13 protein-coding genes are annotated in these 17,484 nt (G+C 66.5%); 12 read left to right on the top strand and 1 reads right to left on the bottom strand.

Features of this window, described 5'->3' with window-relative positions:
* Window positions 1-18 precede the first annotated feature (18 nt).
* The 12 genes from BM357_RS02720 (at window position 19) to BM357_RS02665 (ending at window position 16,591) form a co-directional block, all read left to right on the top strand.
* A complete protein-coding gene (locus BM357_RS02720) occupies window positions 19-1,986 on the top strand; it encodes a cbb3-type cytochrome c oxidase subunit I (RefSeq protein ID WP_074949416.1) in 1,968 nt (655 codons plus the stop codon).
* Window positions 1,987-1,988: 2 nt separating this feature from the next.
* Window positions 1,989-2,642 carry a cytochrome c oxidase subunit 3 gene (locus BM357_RS02715; protein ID WP_245783805.1) on the top strand — a complete coding sequence of 218 codons (654 nt, stop codon included), beginning with the start codon at window positions 1,989-1,991 and terminating at the stop codon, window positions 2,640-2,642.
* Window position 2,643: 1 nt separating this feature from the next.
* Entirely contained in the window at window positions 2,644-2,976 is a 333-nt protein-coding gene (locus BM357_RS02710; RefSeq protein ID WP_083430107.1) for a cytochrome o ubiquinol oxidase subunit IV, read from the top strand.
* Between the two features lie 87 nt (window positions 2,977-3,063).
* Complete coding sequence (locus BM357_RS02705; protein ID WP_245783804.1) at window positions 3,064-4,038, top strand: heme o synthase; 975 nt, start codon at window positions 3,064-3,066, stop codon at window positions 4,036-4,038.
* Window positions 4,039-4,056: 18 nt separating this feature from the next.
* Window positions 4,057-5,097 carry a COX15/CtaA family protein gene (locus BM357_RS02700; RefSeq protein ID WP_074949414.1) on the top strand — a complete coding sequence of 347 codons (1,041 nt, stop codon included), beginning with the start codon at window positions 4,057-4,059 and terminating at the stop codon, window positions 5,095-5,097.
* Between the two features lie 119 nt (window positions 5,098-5,216).
* Complete coding sequence (gene nadC, locus BM357_RS02695; RefSeq protein WP_074949413.1) at window positions 5,217-6,122, top strand: carboxylating nicotinate-nucleotide diphosphorylase; 906 nt, start codon at window positions 5,217-5,219, stop codon at window positions 6,120-6,122.
* A complete protein-coding gene (gene nadB / locus BM357_RS02690; protein ID WP_074949411.1) occupies window positions 6,119-7,861 on the top strand; it encodes an L-aspartate oxidase in 1,743 nt (580 codons plus the stop codon). Before nadC ends, nadB begins: the two co-directional genes overlap by 4 nt.
* Window positions 7,862-7,923: 62 nt before the next feature.
* Entirely contained in the window at window positions 7,924-8,892 is a 969-nt protein-coding gene (nadA, locus tag BM357_RS02685; RefSeq protein ID WP_074949409.1) for a quinolinate synthase NadA, read from the top strand.
* A 538-nt stretch (window positions 8,893-9,430) separates the two neighbouring features.
* On the top strand, window positions 9,431-11,059 hold the full coding sequence (locus BM357_RS02680) for a Wadjet anti-phage system protein JetA family protein (protein ID WP_074949407.1): 1,629 nt from the start codon (window positions 9,431-9,433) through the stop codon (window positions 11,057-11,059).
* On the top strand, window positions 11,029-11,748 hold the full coding sequence (locus BM357_RS02675) for a DUF4194 domain-containing protein (protein WP_074949405.1): 720 nt from the start codon (window positions 11,029-11,031) through the stop codon (window positions 11,746-11,748). The genes BM357_RS02680 and BM357_RS02675 overlap by 31 nt, the downstream gene beginning before the upstream one ends.
* Window positions 11,745-15,179 carry an ATP-binding protein gene (locus tag BM357_RS02670; protein WP_074949403.1) on the top strand — a complete coding sequence of 1,145 codons (3,435 nt, stop codon included), beginning with the start codon at window positions 11,745-11,747 and terminating at the stop codon, window positions 15,177-15,179. Before BM357_RS02675 ends, BM357_RS02670 begins: the two co-directional genes overlap by 4 nt.
* The gene (locus BM357_RS02665) at window positions 15,176-16,591 is read left to right on the top strand and encodes a Wadjet anti-phage system protein JetD domain-containing protein (protein WP_074949400.1); all 1,416 of its coding nucleotides are present in this window, start codon (window positions 15,176-15,178) and stop codon (window positions 16,589-16,591) included. Before BM357_RS02670 ends, BM357_RS02665 begins: the two co-directional genes overlap by 4 nt.
* A gap of 21 nt (window positions 16,592-16,612) precedes the next feature.
* Here the strand turns inward: BM357_RS02665 and BM357_RS02660 are convergent, their stop codons facing one another.
* Window positions 16,613-17,410, bottom strand: a complete 798-nt coding sequence (locus BM357_RS02660; protein ID WP_074949398.1) for a tropomyosin — start codon at window positions 17,408-17,410, stop codon at window positions 16,613-16,615.
* Window positions 17,411-17,484 lie beyond the last annotated feature (74 nt).

The following is a 17,484-nucleotide window of genomic DNA, read 5'->3' as shown; positions in this document are numbered from 1 at the left end:
TGAAAAGGAGGGTTTCTGATGGGTGACAGCCTGACGAACACCGCAGGACACTTTTTCGTCACGGGCGATCCGCTGATCATCGCGTCGGATGTGGCCATCGTCCTGGTGTCCCTGGGCATCGTCTTCACGCTGACCTACTTCAAAAAGTGGAAGTGGTTGTGGCGTGAATGGTTGACCACCGTCGACCACAAGAAGATTGCCATCATGTACCTGATCTCGGCCATCCTGATGCTGTTCCGCGGCGGGGTGGACGCGCTGCTGATGCGCACCCAGTTGGCGCTGCCGAACCTGGGGCTGCTCAGCGCGGAACACTATGACCAGATCTTCACCACCCACGGGACCATCATGATTTTGTTCATGGCGATGCCGTTTATCTTCGCCATGTTCAATGCGGTGGTGCCGCTGCAGATCGGCGCGCGGGACGTGGCGTTCCCATACTTGAACGCCATCAGTTTCTGGCTGTTTTTCTTCGGGGCGCTTCTGTTCAACATCTCCTTCGTCATCGGGGGATCGCCCGACGGCGGTTGGACCAGCTACCCGCCGTTGACGGAGCTGCAGTTCGATCCGGGCGTGGGCGAGAACTATTACCTGCTGGGGCTGTCCATCTCGGGTATCGGGACCATCGCCACGGGCATCAACTTCCTCGCCACCATCATCAAGATGCGGGCACCTGGCATGACGCTGATGAAGATGCCGCTGTTCACCTGGGCCGTCCTGGGCACGTGCATCATCATCCTGTTCGTGTTCCCGGTGCTGTCGGTGGCGCTGGCGCTTCTGCTGATTGACCGGTTGTTCGGTGCCCATTTCTTCACGATGATGTACGGCGGCAACCCGATGCAGTTTGTCAACCTGTTCTGGATCTGGGGTCACCCCGAGGTGTACATCGCCGTCCTGCCGGCATTCGGCATCTACTCCGAAGTGGTGGCGACCTTTTCCCAGAAAAAGATCTTCGGTTACAAGTCGATGGTGGCTTCCATCATGGCCATCAGCATCATCGGCAACCTGACCTGGGTGCACCACTTCTTCACCATGGGCGCAGGCCCGGCGGTGAACACGTTCTTCTCCATCTCGACCATGGCGGTGGCCATTCCGACGGGCGTGAAGGTGTTCAACTGGCTGATGACCATGTACCGCGGCCGCATCACGCTGAGCCTGCCGATGTTGTGGGCGCTGGCGTTCATTCCGGCCTTCGCCGTGGCCGGCGCGACCGGGGTGTGGCTGGCCGAGGCGCCGACGGACTACCAGTACCACAACACCTACTTCATGGTGGCCCATTTCCACCAGGCGCTCATCGGCGGCGTGGTGTTCGGCATGTTGGCGGGCATGTATTACTGGTGGCCCAAGATGTTCGGCTTCAAGCTCAAGGAGAAGTTCGGCAAGTGGGCGTTCTGGTTCTTCAACATCGGATTTTACGTGTGTTTCACGCCACAGTACATCCTCGGCCTGATGGGCATGCAGCGGCGCATGTACACGTACACGGCCGACATGCACTGGACCGCGCTCAACTTCGTCTCCACCATCGGCGCGTACCTGATGGGCATCGGGTTCTTGTGCATCGCGGCGCAGATCATCCACAGCCTGGTGCACATGGAGAAGGACCTGACGGGCGATCCGTGGGGCGGGCGCACGCTGGAATGGTCTCTGCCTTCGCCGGCTCCGCACTACAACTTCGCCGTCATTCCGCAGATCTCGGACCGCGACGAGTGGTGGGAGCGCAAACGGCGCGGTGAGCAGGACGCGCTCAAACCGCGGCCGGAGGACATTCGCGACATCCACATGCCGAAGAACTCGGGTGTGCCCTTCCTGATGGGCGTGTGCTTCTTCATCGCGGGGTTCGGTTTCACGTTTGGTTGGATTGCGGTGGGGGCGGCCGGCTTGGTCGGCGTCCTGCTGTGCCTTGCGCACCGGTCCCTCGACCAGCACCCCGACCATGACATTCCGGCGGATGAAATTCGGCGCACGGAAGCGGCGCTGGGGAGGTTGTGACGATGGCGGTGAGGATGGAGGAGGTGCTTTCCCGGCGGACCGGGGATCCGTCTTCGACGGATCACCCCGGCCACCGGTTGGAGCTCTCCACGGAGGACGGGGTCACCAAGATCTTTGGATTCTGGATGTTTCTCGTCTCGGACGTGCTGCTGTTCGCCAGCCTGTTCGCCACCTACGTTGTGATCTACACCCACACCGCGAACGGGCCCTCGGCCTCGGAACTGTTCGGTCACGACGTCAGCGGATTCCTGGCGGAGACCCTGGCGCTGTTGACCAGCAGCTTCACCTGCGGCCTGGCGACCTGGGAGATGCATCAGGGGCGTGCCGGACGGCTCAAGTTCTGGATGATCATCACCTTGTTGCTGGGATTGACGTTCCTCGGACTGGAGATCACGGAGTTTCGCGATTTCGTGAGCCAGGGTGCCACCCTGCAGACGAGCGCTTTCCTCTCCGGGTTCTACACCCTGGTCGGCACGCACGGCGCGCACGTGACGCTCGGCATCCTGTGGATGTCGCTCATCCTGTACCAACTCGTCCGTTTCGGACTGAACGCCGTCACGGCGCGGAAGTTTTACATCGTCGGCCTGTACTGGCACTTCCTCGACATCGTGTGGGTGTTGATCTTCACGGTCGTGTATCTGACGGGGGTGATGTGACATGTCGATGGTACGGCCGCCCGCCCTCGAGCGGGCCCCCGGGCAAGCCCGCTTCCCCTGGTCGCACGTCGCGGGCTACGCCCTGTCCATCGTATTGACGCTGGCGGCCTTCTGGGCGGTCCTCGGGCACGCGCTCCCGACGAAGCCGCTGCTGGCCGGAATCCTGTTGCTCGCCGTCCTGCAGATCCTCGTCCAACTGGTGTTCTTCATGCACGTGGGGCAGGACAGCAAGCCGAGATACCATCTGTGGCTGTTCTCGGTCGCCATGTTCTTCTTCGTCGTCTTCGTTGTGTCGTCCATGTGGATCCTGACGTTCAACACGCCGATTTCCTGACGGGGCGCCGCGAGGACGGAAGAGGCCGCGACGCAGCGGCCATGCCGGGCTGGCGGAGACCCTCGGGAGCGGCCGGGAGGTGAGGATGTGTACGGGCAAGAGTCTCATACCCCGCTGGGGCAACGGGGGCCGGCCGTGTGGTTCCGGGACAGAGCCGGGGCGTGGACGGCCGCGGACCGGTGGCCGCATCTCCTGGAGGGATGGCGGAAAGTGCAGGCGTACGTGGCGCTGACCAAGCCGCGCATCCTTCTGATGCTGCTGTTCACCGCGTTGTGCGCCATGCTGTTGGCCGCCAAGGGATGGCCGGGCACCCGCCTGACCCTGGGGACGTTGGCCGGTCTGGCACTGTCGTCGGCGGGCGGGGCCGCCTTCAACATGTGGTATGACCGCGACATCGACGCCGTCATGAGTCGTACGCGCCACCGGCCGCTGCCCGCCGGGCAGGTGAGCCCGGCAGGCGCGCTGGCGCTCAGCCTCGTGCTGCTCGGGGCGTCCGTCCTCGTGTTGGCATCCTGGGTGAACGGATTGGCGGCGCTGCTGTCCGCCGCCGGGTACGTCTACTATGCGCTGGTGTACACCGTATGGCTCAAGCGCCGCACACCGCAGAACATCGTCATCGGCGGCGGTGCGGGCGCTTTCCCGCCGCTGGTCGGGTGGGCTGCGGTCACCGGGCAACTGAGCCTCGGTGCGGTCTGGTTGTTTCTCATCATCTTCTTCTGGACGCCGCCGCATTTTTGGGCCCTCGCCCTGTTCAAGAACGCGGACTACGTCCGGGCCGGGGTACCGATGATGCCGGTGGTTCGCGGGGAGCGGGCCGCGCGGTTCCAGAGTTTGATCCACGCTGGCCTGCTGTTGGCGGTCTCCGCCACGCTCCCGCTGGTGGCGCCCGTGGGGCCGCTGTACCTGGGGATTTCGACGGTCGCCGGCTTGGCGTTCTTGTACTCGGTCTATCGCATGTATCGCGAGCCAGACGGCCGCTATCTGTGGGCCCGGCGGACCTTCGCTTGTTCCCTGGGTTACCTGCCGGTGGTGTTTCTCGCTGTGGCCGCGTCTGGAATGTAGGCAAAGGGGGGGCGACGCATGAGCAAGGTCGAGGAAGAGGTGCGGACGCTTCCATCCCGGCACGCCCACGGCCGGGACGGCGTCTGGTGGCTGTCGGCGGCGACGTGGGTCGGCCTGTTCATCGTGAACATGGCCGGGTTTCTCGACACGGCGACCGGGTCCGCGCTGGGCTGCGGCCGGGAATGGCCCCTGTGCAACGGCTCGGTCATTCCAAGCGCATGGAGTCTGCAGACCCTCATCGAGTTCGGGCACCGGGGCATCGTGCTGGTGGTGACCATCCTGCTCGTCACCACCGCCGTTTTGGCCTGGCGCAGGTACGGCCAGTGGGTCGAGGTGAAGGCGACCATCGGGATCGCCTGCGGATTCGTCGCCCTCGAGGCATTCCTCGGGGCCGTCGGGGTGCTGGTCGGCGATCCGCCGGCGGTGCTGGCGACCCACCTGGGCGTGTCGCTGATGGCCTTCGTCGGGATCACGTTGTTGACCGCGGTGTTAAACCAGGTGCAGCGCGTCGGCATCTCCGTGGACGGCGGGGCGGCGCCGCTGCGGCCGGGCGTTCCGCCGAAGCGGTTCCGCTTTTGGGCGTTCTTCACGATGGTGTACACGTTCATCGCCCTGTACGTCGGGGCGTACATCTCCAACATTCACGCCGGCGCCTGGTTCCAAGGATTCCCCTTCCCCACCGAGTCATTCGCGCAAGCGGGCAGCAACCTGTATTTCGACATCCTGCACCGGTCCATCGCGCTCGGGCTCGTCATCCTGTGCGTCGCCCTGTGGGTGCAGGCGCGCCGGCTTCCGGTGGATCGGCCCGATCTGCGGCGGGGCGCGGCGCTCTCGGTCGCACTGGTGTTGGCCCAAGCGTTGAGTGGCGGACTCTTGGTGTATACGCGGCTGGCGCTTCCCGCGTTTCTCCTGCATGTGTCCATCGTGTCCTGCCTGTTCGCGACGCTGGCGTACGTGGCGCTCCAGTCCACTCCGGAGCCCGTCCGCAGACGCCAACTGGCCTCGGGCGGTGGCCCACAGGGGACCGCGGCATCCGGGGGCGCGCCAGCGGGTCTGTAAATCCTCGCCAGCCTGCGCAATCCTGCAGGCTGGCATTTTTGTCTGCCTTGGTGTACATTCAGGTGTATATACAGTATCTCTTCGTTTCCCGCACACAGATTCCGAGAGGTGATGCAGCGATGCTGCCTCGTTCGGTTCTCACCCTCATTGATCTGGCCCTCGACGAAGACGTCGGCCGGGGGGACGTGACCACCGCGGCCGTCCTCCCGCCGGGCCTTTCGGCGACGGCTCAGGTGTTCATCAAGCAGCCGGCGCGGGTGGTGGGTCTGCCCGTGCTGGCTGCGGTGTTTCACCGGCTCGATCCGCAGGTCACCGTCACCCCCTTGGTGCACGACGGCGCGGACATCGCCGAACCGGCGCCGGTCTGCCTGGTGCGGGGACCGGCCGCGTCCATCCTGTCGGCTGAGCGCACGGCGTTGAACTTTTTGGCGCGGCTCAGCGGGATCGCCACCTTGACCCGGCAGTCCACCGCGCGCCTGGCCGGGACAAACGCGCGGCTCCTCGACACGCGCAAGACGACCCCCGGCTGGCGTTACCTGGAGAAGTACGCCGTGCGCATGGGCGGCGGGATGAATCACCGCTTCGGCCTCGACGACATGGTGCTCATCAAGGACAACCACGTCGCCCTGGCGGGCGGCGTCGCGGAGGCGGTCGCCCGGGCGCGGAAGCACGTCGGCATCTCGGTCAAGGTGGAGGTGGAGGTCGACACGCTCTCTCAGTTGGACGAAGCCCTGGCGGCGGGGGCCGACCTCATCCTCCTCGACAACATGGATCTCGCCACCCTGCGCGAGGCGGTGTCCCGTACGGCCGGCCGGGTCCCGTTGGAGGCCAGCGGCAACATGACCCTGGATCGCCTCGCCGACGTGGCCCGCACCGGGGTCGACTTCATCTCGATGGGCGCGCTGACGCACGCGGCGACGAGCGTCGACGTCAGTCTGGATGTCGATCTCGCCCTTGCGGCCCCATCCGTCCCCCTCGCCGAGGCCGTGCCGACCGACGTCCGGACCCGGGAGACGGCGCCATGACCCGGGACCGATACGACTTCGTCGTCATCGGCGCCGGCCTCGCCGGTTGTGCTGCCGCCTGGTGGCTGAGCCATCTGGGAGAGGTGGCGCTCCTCTCCAAGGTGCCGCCGGAGGACAGCAACTCCCATCACGCACAGGGCGGGCTGGCGGCGGCCGTCGGTGCCGGGGATTCGCCGGAGTGGCACGCTAAGGACACCCTCGCCGCGGGCGCCGGGCTGTGCCGGCCGGAGGCGGTGGCCCGTTTGACGGCCCGAGCGCCGCAGCTGGTGCGGTGGCTGGTCGAGTTGGGGGCCCGCTTCGATCGTGCTGCCGACGGCTCCCTCCGCCTCGGCCTGGAGGGCGCCCACGGGCGGCCGCGCATCCTGCACGCGGGCGGGGACGCCAGCGGACGGCACATCCTGGCAGCCGTGCGGCAGGCGCTCACGCTGCGGCCGACGCTGGACGTGCTCTTGGACGCGCAGGCGGTGCGCCTGGCGCGGCGGCCGTCGCGGGACAGGCGGGGCCGCGTGACCGGTGTCTGGGTGACGCGGCCGGGCGGCTTGCGGTTCGTCGGCGCACGGCGGGGCGTCGTCCTCGCCACCGGCGGGGCGGGCCAGCTGTTCGCTGCGACGACCAACCCGCGGGGCGCGGCGGGCGAAGGCTTGGTGTTGGCGTACGACGCGGGGGCGACCCTGCGCAATCTGGAGTTCATGCAGTTTCACCCGACGGCGCTGGCGTCGGACGGGAATCCCCGGTTCCTCCTCAGCGAGGCGCTGCGCGGCGCAGGGGCGACGCTCATCGACGAGCGCGGCGCGCCGGTCATGGGGGATCATCCGCAGGGCGATCTCGCCCCGCGCGACGTGGTCGCCCGGGCGGTGTACGCCCGTTTGCAGCGGGGCGAGCGGGTGTACCTGGATTGCACCGGGATCGCGCAGCTCGCGGAGCGGTTCCCGACGGTGTACGAGGGCTGCCGCTCATACGGGTTCAATCCCGCCGCCGAACCGGTCCCGGTCACCCCGGCCGCGCACTTTCTGATGGGCGGCGTCGCGGCCACCCTGGCCGGGGAGACGGACGTCCCGGGCCTGTACGCGATCGGCGAGGTGGCCAACACCGGCTGCCACGGCGCCAACCGCCTGGCCAGCAACTCGCTCTTGGAGTGCCTCGTGATGGCGTACGAGCTGTATGAGCACGTCCGGTATGGCGGGGATGCGGACATCCCGGGCAGGGCCGGTGGCGTGGACACGGCCGCGGAGGCGCCGGATTGGGCCGGGACGGTGGACGCTGCGGCGATGGACGCTGCGGCGAGGGAGGCTGTAGCGGTGGACGTGGAGGCTTCAGCGGTGGACGCCGCCGGGGCAGCGGCCGCTGAGGCAGCCGGCGAAGCGGGATCGCGCGTGGATGTCCGCGGCGAGCAGGGCGCCGATGTCAGCTGCGGGCAGGGCCGCGAGCTGGAGCAAGTGCAGCAGATCCTCTGGACTTACGTGGGATTGGTGCGCCACGCGGATGGGCTCAGGACGGCCATCGCGGCGCTGGCGGCACTGGAAGAGGACCACCCGGGCTCGGCGGCCGTGCGGGTGGCCCGCCTGATGGCGGAATCCGCGCTGGTCCGGGAGGAGAGCCGGGGCGCGCATTACCGCAGCGATTTTCCGCAGCCCGCGGCGCATCTGGCGGGTTGCGACACCGTAAGCCGCCTGGGCCAGCCGCCGCGGCTGCAGGCGGCAGAGGCGGTCGCGGCCGGTGCGGCGCCGGTGCGGATCTGACGATGCGGCTGTGTAGATGCGGTTCTGAAGGTGCGGCTGTGAAGATTGGGGAGGGATGCAGGATGGCGGTTCGGATGGCGGACGGTCCCGCGGCCGGCTTGACAGAGGAGATCCACCGGCTGAAGCGGGAGAAAAACGCGGTCATCTTGGCGCACAACTACCAGCGGCCCGAGGTGCAGGAGCTGGCGGACGTGCTCGGCGACTCGCTCGCCCTGGCCCGGGCGGCGGCGAAGACGGATGCGGACGTGATTGTCTTCTGCGGCGTGCACTTCATGGCGGAGACGGCGGCGATGCTCAATCCGGAGAAGACGGTGCTGCTGCCGGACCTGGAGGCGGGCTGCTCGCTGGCCGACAGCATCACGGCCGATCAGCTGCGGGCATGGAAGGCGGAGCACCCGGGGGCGGTGGTGGTGGCGTACGTCAACACGTCGGCCGAGGTGAAGGCGGAGAGCGACTACTGTTGTACGTCGTCCAACGCGATCGAAGTGGTCCGCTCCATCCCGGAAGACCGCGAGATCCTGTTCTTGCCGGACATGTTTCTGGGGGCGTACGTCCAGCGGGTGACGGGGCGGCGGAACATGCACATCTGGATGGGCGAGTGCCATGTGCACGCGGGGATTCAGCCGTCGCAGGTGAAGACGGTGTTGCGGGAGCACCCGCGGGCGGAGCTTTTGGTGCACCCGGAGTGCGGCTGCTCGACGTCGAGCGTGTACCTGGCGGCGGAGGGCGTGCTGCCGGCGGATCGTACGAAGATCCTCTCGACCGGTGGGATGCTGAAGCACGCGTCGTCCTCGGAGGCGGAGGAGTTCATCGTGGCGACGGAGACGGGGATCCTCTATCAGATGCAGAAGCGGAATCCGGGCAAGCGGTTTGTGGCGGCCAATCCGGATGCCATCTGCCCGTTCATGAAGCGGATCACGCTCGACAAGGTGCGCGACGCGCTGCGCGAGAACCGATATGTGATCACGGTGCCGGAGGACATTGCGTCGCGGGCGCGGTTGGCCATTGAGCGGATGGTCGCCATCGGATAAGAGTGGAGTAAAAGCGGTGCAGAGAGGCCTGGCGGAGCCGCCTGAAGCGGACGGGTGCAGCGCCAGGGGACGGGTGGGGACGGACAGGAGACGCACGATGGGGTTGCGAGGGGGGTAAATTCATTTTCCACCTTACAGGGTGCGCGGGCCGGGTGGATAGCAACCCTTTTTGTGTTATTCCTCCTGCGGTTGACGGAATAAGGCGGTCCAATCCACTTAACCGCTCCCACCCTGTGCTTCGCCGCAACACTTACGTACACGATGGTCACTATTCATCGCCTGGTCAACCGAGATAGATACGAAACGGTCGCTATGGGCTCCCGGCCGCGATGCGTTAAGCACCGTTCGTGTACTAGAACGGCCGAAAGGCACCCGGTCCAAGGATGGATGCCGCACATTCTGACCATTCGGGGCCGGAGGCACAACCCCTCCGGCTCTGCTCTCTCGTCATTCCCACAAGCCCCCAGCCCGTGTTTCGTAGAGCCGCTCCCGTCCTTGATGTAGAATAGATAGGACACACGGGGGTGGATGCGCGGGAATGCGGAATCTGTTTGAAGTCGTGCCGGACAACCTGTTCTCGCTGTTGGCGGCGCGCCATCGCGCGGTCTATTTCCGCGCCCTCATGGTGCTGCGGGAATGCTACCAGCGTGAGATCACGTTCCGCCGGGCGGATCTCGTCGCGTATCTGATCAGCCAGATGGAACGGGACCTCACCGATCTCCCCGAGGACGAGATGATGGATGCGGACGGGGTCGATCCCGTGGGCGCTCCGTCGGCATCGCCCAAGGCGGTGGAGGCGGCCCCAGTGCAACCGGTGGTTCCCGAGTCACCGGTCGACAGGGAAGCGGCCGTTGCGCATCGATCGAACGCGGCGGGCACCTCGCCGGGGCCCGATGGCCTTGGCGACTCCGATGGCTCCGACGGCTTCGGCGGATTCGACGACGCCACCTTGTCCGGGCGGGCGCACGCCCTGGTGCGCAGGTTGGTGCAGACCGGGTGGCTGCAGTCGGTGACCGACGGCAGCGGCTTCGACGAGACCCTGATTGTGCCCCAATACGCCAGTGTCCTGCTCGACGCCCTGCACGCCATCGTCGAGCCGGTGCAGCAGCGGTACAACGCCTTCGTCTACTCCGTGTATTCCAACCTCCGGACGGCCAACGAGGAGCGGGACGAGTTCATGCTGCAGGCGCTGCAGTCGGCGTACGACGCCACCGTCGCGCTGCGCGAGAACCTGCGGGCCCTTTTGCACAACATTCATACCTATTATCAGAACCTGCACCTGCGCCAAGACATCCGCGACCTGCTCGCCGAGCACTTCGACAGTTACCAACTGTCTGTGGCCATCGCCACCTACCATCCCCTGAAGACGTTCGACAGCGTGTACCGGTTCCGGCCGCGCATCCTTCAGATCCTGCGCGACTGGCTGGCCGCGCCGAGCCTGCTGAACCGGATGTCCGCCACCCTGCGACAGCAGCGCCCGGAGCTGGACGATCTCGCGGCCCGCGGCGAGATCGTGCGCCTGATCCAATTCATCGGCGACACGTTCGAGTCATTGGACGATCTCTTGCGCGAGATTGATCACCGCAACGCCGCCTACAACCGCGCGTCCGTCGAGCGGCTGCAGTATCTGCTCAACAGCGACCGGGACATCAAGGGCAAGCTGGTGCAGTTGCTACGCGCTCTGCCGCCGGTGCACGCGCGCGCTCCGTCGCCGTTGCTCTCGGCTATGGCCGAGCTGCCCTTGTATGAGGTCCGCTATTTCGATCCCGATGCCCTCTACACGGAACCCAAGCGCCGGCAGCGGGGCCAGCCGCAGCCCCTGCGGCGGCCCGGCGGGGTGGACGACGCCGCGTTTCAAGAAGAGGCCAAGGAGCTGTTGGAGCGGGCGAATGCGCTCTTCTCGCAGCAGCGGATCGCCGAATTCATCCTGTCGCAGATGGATGAGCACGGCCGCCTGCCCGCTTCGGCCCTGCGCCTGCCCGAGTGGGACGACTTCATCCGCGCCATCGTCGCCGTGGTGCGCGGGGACGAGCCGGAGATGCCCTACGGGATTGAATGGGATGATGAAACCCAGACCGTGGTGGTCGGGGCGTACCGTATCCCGGCGCTGACGTTCCTCAGAAAGGAGGCGGACCGATGGACTGGCAGAGCCGGTACACGGCGTTGACGGACGCGGACAAGGAGGAGTTCGCGCGCGTGCTCAGCCTGTTGTTCGAGCACACCTTCATCGTCCGGGACGAGTGGGACCCGAAGCAGGGGCGATTGGTCACCAACCGGGATTACCGGTTCGTCGAACGGAACCTGGAGTTGTTTCACACGTATCTTCAGGCGGGCGGGTTTGAACTGCAGGCGGACGGGCGGCGCGGTGTCATGGCGGTCTACAACCGGTACGGCCGCAACCGCATGAAGGTGGACAAGTACACCACTTACCTGCTGTACGTCCTGCGCCTCATCTATGAGGAGGAGATGGAGCGGGCCTCCATGCGCCGGGAGGTGGTGGTCACTCTCCAGAACATCCTGGAGAAGCTGATGGCGTTGGGACTGATGGACCGCCGGATTGCCGCCACCCACCTCACCGGTGCGCTCAACCGGTTGCGGCGCCTGCACGTCCTCGCCCGCATCGAGGGCTTTGCGTACGAGCTGGAGAGCCGCTGGATGATCTACCCCACCATCGAGGTGGCGGTACCGGACGAGCGGATCAACCACCTGTACCAGCGGCTGATGGCCGGTGCGTTCGGCCCGCTCGGAGAGGCTGCGGGCGCCGGGGAGGACACGGAGGCGGACGACGGCGGGGACACCGGAGCGGACGCGAGAGAAGACTGGGCGGACGACGCGGAGGAGGAGGAAGACGAATGAAACTCCTGAGGCGGATGCTGCTCATCAATTGGCACTACATGGTGCACGAGTTGATTGAGTTCGCGCCGGTGACCTTCCTCACCGGCAAGAACGCGGCCGGCAAGTCGACCATCCTCGACGCCCTGCAACTGGTGATCCTCGGAGACACCAGCGGCCACTATTTCAACAAAGCGGCGAACGACAACGCCAAACGGACCCTGCGCGGGTATCTGCGCGGGGAGGTTGCCGAGGAGGAGGGCCGGACCATCACCCTGCGCGAAGGCCAGTTCTCGTCCTATGTCGTCCTGGAGTTTTCGGAGGAGCGCGGGCGCAACCCGGTGTGCTTCGGCGTGGTGTTCGACTGTATGCCCGACGCCACCTACGAATGGCGCTTCTTCTCCCTGGCGGACACCCTGCCGGACTTTCACTTCATCCGCGACGGCGTGCCGCTCGACATCAAGGGCCTGCGCACCTGGGGCCAGCAGCGGAAGAGCCGCTTCGAGATGTATGAGAGCAACAAGCGCTACCAGGAGGTATTCCTCGCCCGCATGGGCAACCTACGGGACAAATTCTTCCGCCTCTTCCGCAAGGCGGTGCCGTTCCAGCCCATCATGGACATTGCCGGATTCATTTCGGAGTTCGTCTGCGATGTCAACAAGGACCTCGACATCGCCGACATGCGCGAGAACATCCGCCACTACCGGCGGATGGAGGAGGAGCTGCGCGTCGTGCAGGCGCGCATCCAGGCGCTCGAAGAGATGGAGAAGACGTTCCAGGGCCGCGCCGCCGCCGAGCAGAAGATCCAGTTGTACGAGTACCTCCTGGACCGGGCGCAACTGGCCCAGCGCGAGCAGGAGTTGGCGAGCCTGCAGCAGCGCCTGCAGGCCTGCGAGCGGGAGGCGGCCGAAGTGGAGGCCCGCCTGGCTGAGCGGACCGAGGCGCGCGAACGGGTGCAGGCCCGCAGGGACGACCTGCTGGAGGAGCGCGCCAAGTCGGACGTCTACCAGCGCAAGCAGCAGCTCGAGCAGCGAAAGCAGCTGCTCGAGACCCAGTTCCAGCAGATTCGCCGCGACGGAGAGCGGCAGGACCGGTTTTTGACGGACCACGGCGGCCGATGGAACGCCGTCGTCAGCGATTTGACCGAGGCGTCCGAGTGGTTCTCCGGAACCGCCCCGGCGGCGCTGGACGGGGAGGACACCCCCGAGGGGCGGCTGTGGAAGAGCGCGCCCCTGTACAGGCAGGCGCGCGAGGCCCTCGCCGCCGGGCTTGCGGCGTGGCCCCGGCCCGCCGGGTGGGCGAAGCATGGGTTGCTCGATCCGCCCCTCGCCGTCGCCGACGCGGCCGCGGTGGCGGAGGCCAGCGCGCATCTGCAGGAGGCCGCCCGCCTGCTCGGCGAGGCCCACACCGTGATGCGCACCACCGTGCGTCTCTGGGGTGAGGAAGCGGGCGATTTGGAACGAGCCATTGCCGAGCTGCGCCGCGGCGTGAAGCAGTACGACCGGAAGGTCATTGAGTTGCGCGACACCCTGCGCAGGGGGCTCGCGGCCCAGGGGCTGTCGGCGCAGGTGGAGATCTTCGCCGACCTCCTCGATGTGCGCGATCCCGCCTGGCAGGCGGCCATCGAAGGATATCTCCACACGCAGCGCTTCTACCTGTTGGTGGCGCCGGAGGCGTTCACGCCCGCCCTGCGGCTGTATGACCAGGTCAAGCGCGAGAAGCACCTGTTCGACGTGGGCCTGGTGGACATCGCCAAGGTGATGCAGGACGGGCCGGAGCGGCTGGCGGGATCGCTGGCCGAAGAGATCGTCACCGACAACCCGTACGCCCGGGCGTACGCCGACTTCCTGCTCGGCCGCGTGATGAAGGTCGATCACGTCGACGAACTGCGCCAGCACCGGACCGCCATCACCCGGGACGGCATGCTGTACCAGAACTACGTCGCCCGCCAGCTCAACCCGCGTCGCTGGGAGACCCTCTACATCGGCAAGCGGGCCATCCAGCAGCAGCTGGAGCAAAAGACCCGGCGCCTGGAGCGGGTGCGGGCCTGGCTCGACGCCTTCCGTCCGCGCCTCACCCGGGTGCAGGAATGGGCCGCGCAGCCGGTGCCCGCTCCGTCCGAACTGGCGGCGGTGGCCGAGTTCGCCGAGGCGGTGGCCGGATTGGACGAGATTCGCGCCAGCTACCGGCAGGTCCTCGACGACCTGGGCGGCCTCGACCTGTCGCGGTTGTTGCGCATCGGCGAGGAGATTGACCGTTGCGAGACGGAGCTTCGGCGGATCCATCAGGACATCGAGGGGTTGCGCGATCGGCGCGGGCGGGTGTTGGCCCAGCGGGATCGGCTGGCGGAGGAGGACATTCCCGCCGCCGAACGGGCGGTGGCGGATCAGAAGCACCTCGTCTCCACCCGCTACGATCCGCTGTTTCGCGCCGACACCGGCGAACCGCGCTTCGAGCAGGAGTGGAAGCGCCTGGGATCGGCGGAGACCATCCAGGCCAATTTCGGCCGTCAGTTGAACGTGGAGCGCAATCGCGCCCAGGAGGCGTGGACGACTCTGGTGCAACAGCGAGAGATGTACAACCGGCAGTTCGGCGCCGGCTTCGACATCCAACGCCCGGACAACGCGGTGTACGACCAGGAATTGGCCTGGCTGCGCGACACCCAGTTGACGGAATACGAGACGCACATCCGCGAGGCCAAGGAGCGGGCTCAGGTCCAGTTCCAGGAGGACTTCATCAACAAGCTGCGCAACAACATCGAGACGGTGCAGCAGCAGATCGACGAGATCAACCGGGCCCTGCGCGAGGTGTCCTTCGGCGGGCGCGAGCGCTATCAGTTCAAGGTCTCGCCCAATCCGCAGTACGAGCCGTTTTACCGAATGATCATGGACGACCTGCTTTTGGAGGGCAAGAGCCTCTTCTCCCAGGCATTCCTCGACAAGCACGGCGACACGATTGAGGAGCTGTTCCGGCACATCGTCGACGTGGACGAGCGCGATCCGGCGGTGCAGGCGGAGCTCGAGAAAAACCTGGAGAAGTTCACCGACTACCGCACCTACCTGGACTTCGATCTCCTGGTCAAGGACGAGGAGGGCCGGGAGTCGAGGTTGTCCCGCGTGATCGCCAAGAAATCGGGCGGCGAGACGCAGACCCCGTTCTACATCGCGGTCCTGGCGTCGTTCGCCCAGGTGTACCGGGTGAACCAGCCCGGGTTCGACAATACTCTGCGCCTGATTGCGTTCGACGAGGCGTACAACAAGATGGACCATCAGCGCATCCGCGACAGCATCCAGTTGGTGCGCGACCTGAACCTGCAGGTGATCCTCGCGGCGCCGACGGAGAAGATCGCCGACATCGTCCCGTGCGTCGACCGCACCATCGTTGTCCAGCGCATCAAGTCGGAGACCCGGGTGGCGCCGTTTGAACCGCTCGCCCTGGAGAGGACGCGCTCATGAGCCGACTGGATCCGGGAAACGGGCGAACCGGTTTCGAGAACGGGTGGCCCGGTGTCGCCGCGGGACGGGCCGGGACGGACTTGGACGGTTGGCGCCCGGGGCCGGAGGCGGCGCGGGTGCTGTCGGTGTTGCTCGACAAGTACGAGCGCAGCCGCGCCCTCACCAGTGGCCCCTTGGCGCGCCGGCCGCAGGTGCGGATGGTGGACGGCGTGGTGCCGGGGTACGCCAGCGGATCGCTCGATCCCGATGCCCGCCGCACCCTACACCAGGATCTCGCGCGCCTGGTGGACGCGGGCGTGGTGGCCCTGCGTTGGGTGCGGTTCGAGGAGGGCAACCTTCTGGACCGCGTGTACCTGGAGTGGCACGGCGTTGAGCGCGCGTACGCCCTGACGGGCCGCACGCCGCTGCGAGACGAGATGGCGGCGGTGGCGCAGGAGGTCACGGCGTGGCGCGAGCGACAGGCCGCCAAGGGTGCGCCCGCCTGGATGCTCCAGTGGGCGGACGACGTCGTGGCCGCCGTGCGGGCGCGGGGCCGGGTGGGCAGCCCACTGCTGCCGCAGGACCCGGCCGACCGGCGCGCGCTGTTGCGGACCCTCGCCGGCTTGGTGGACAAGGGGGACGAGGTGCTGCCCATGCGGCTCTTCTCCACCCGCTATCTGGGGGACAGCAAAGCGTTCGAGCGGCAGGTCCAGAGCCGCCTGCTGGGCCTGTTGCAGCGGTACGCCCTCCCCGCTTGGGGCGTGGACGATCCCGACGTCTTCTCCGACCCGGCGGACCTGCTGCGCGAGGTGGGCCTGGAGGTGACCCACGACCTCATCACCTTCTGCGGGCCGGTGGTGTTCTCGTTTGCTGCTTCTGCGGCCGGGTCCGCACCGGGGGCCGTGGACGCGGGCACTGTGAATGCGGGTGCGCTGCCGCACGGGGTGGCCATCGACGCGGCCGACGTGGACGGCCTGGTCTGGCAGGAGGTGCGCTGCGCGCGTATTCTCACCATCGAGAACAAGGCGAATTACCGCGCCTACGTCCGGCGGGAGCGACACCCGGACGAGTTGGTCGTCTACCTCGGGGGATTCGCGAGTCCGGGCCAACGCCGTTTTCTCCGGTCCCTGCGCCAATGGATCGCGCGCCAAGGCCGTGCGCTTCCGCCCCTCGATCACTGGGGCGATCTGGACTACGGAGGCATCCTCATCCTGCAGCATCTGCGCGACACCTGCTGGCCAGAGGCCAGGCCCTGGCGGATGGAAGCCGAGTGGCTGAGCCGCCACCGGGATCGACTGGAGCCGTTTGACGATGCGTACCGCGAAAAGTTGGCGCGTCTGCTGGAGCAGGAACGGTACGGATGGGCGCGGCCGCTGCTCGAGGCGTTGCTGGCTGCGGGCGGCACGCTGGAGCAGGAGGCGCTGTTGATTTGAGGGACGCAGCGACGGCGGCCGTCAGTACGAGGTGTCTGTGACGTCTTCCACCCAATGCAACGGCTCCGCGGCGGCGCCCACTGTTTTCTCCCGGATCAGGGCCATCTCTTCCGCCAGCTGGCCGATCTGGTTCCGATGTCGGTTTAGCCGGCGTTCATGGCGCAGATGTTGCCCGTCCATGACGTCGATGCGCCGGTTCGTCCCGCGCATCACCTCATTCACCCGCCCGACGTCGGTGATCAGCTGCGTCACCATCGACTGGGTGCTGTCCAGGAGGGTTTCCACGCGCGTCAACCGGTCTTCGATTTCGGTGAGCCGATGCTTCACCGTTTCCAGCTCTCGGTCGACGTTGTCCAACTCGTGCGCCACGTGGGCGAGTCGATGCTCGACTTCGTCGATGCGTTGTTCGACCTTGAGGAGTCGCTGCTCCACTTGGTCGAGCCGCTGTTCCAGGTTATGCAACCGCTGCTCCACTTGGTCGAGCCGCTGTTCCAGGTTATGCAACTGCTGCTCCACTTGGTCGAGCCGCTGTTCCAGGTTATGCAACTGCTGCTCCACTTGGTCGAGCCGCTGTTCCAGGTTATGCAACTGTTGCTCCACTTGGTCGAGCCGCTGTTCCAGCCCAACCAACCGCTGCTCCACTTGATCGAACCGCTGTTCCAGCTGATCCAGCCGCTGCTCCATTTGGTCGAGCCGATGCTCGACCTCGCCCAACCGCTTTTCCAACTTGTCCATCCGATGCTCAATCGGATTCAGATGGATCGGCAAAACTTCCGATAATACATCGACCAGAACCGCGCGAAGCGTCTGCTCGTCCAAGGGGGGACCTCCTTCGGGGCCGGTGGCAGGCCGGCGGAAAGTATACGATGAGGAGGGCGCTGCGGAGGACGTCT

The sequence above is a fragment of the Paenalicyclobacillus macrosporangiidus genome, from assembly GCF_900116805.1.
Taxonomy (GTDB): Bacteria; Bacillota; Bacilli; order Alicyclobacillales; family Alicyclobacillaceae; genus Alicyclobacillus_H; species Alicyclobacillus_H macrosporangiidus.
The sequence above is the reverse complement of the archived record's forward strand: the minus strand, read 5'-3'. Positions and strand labels throughout refer to the sequence as shown.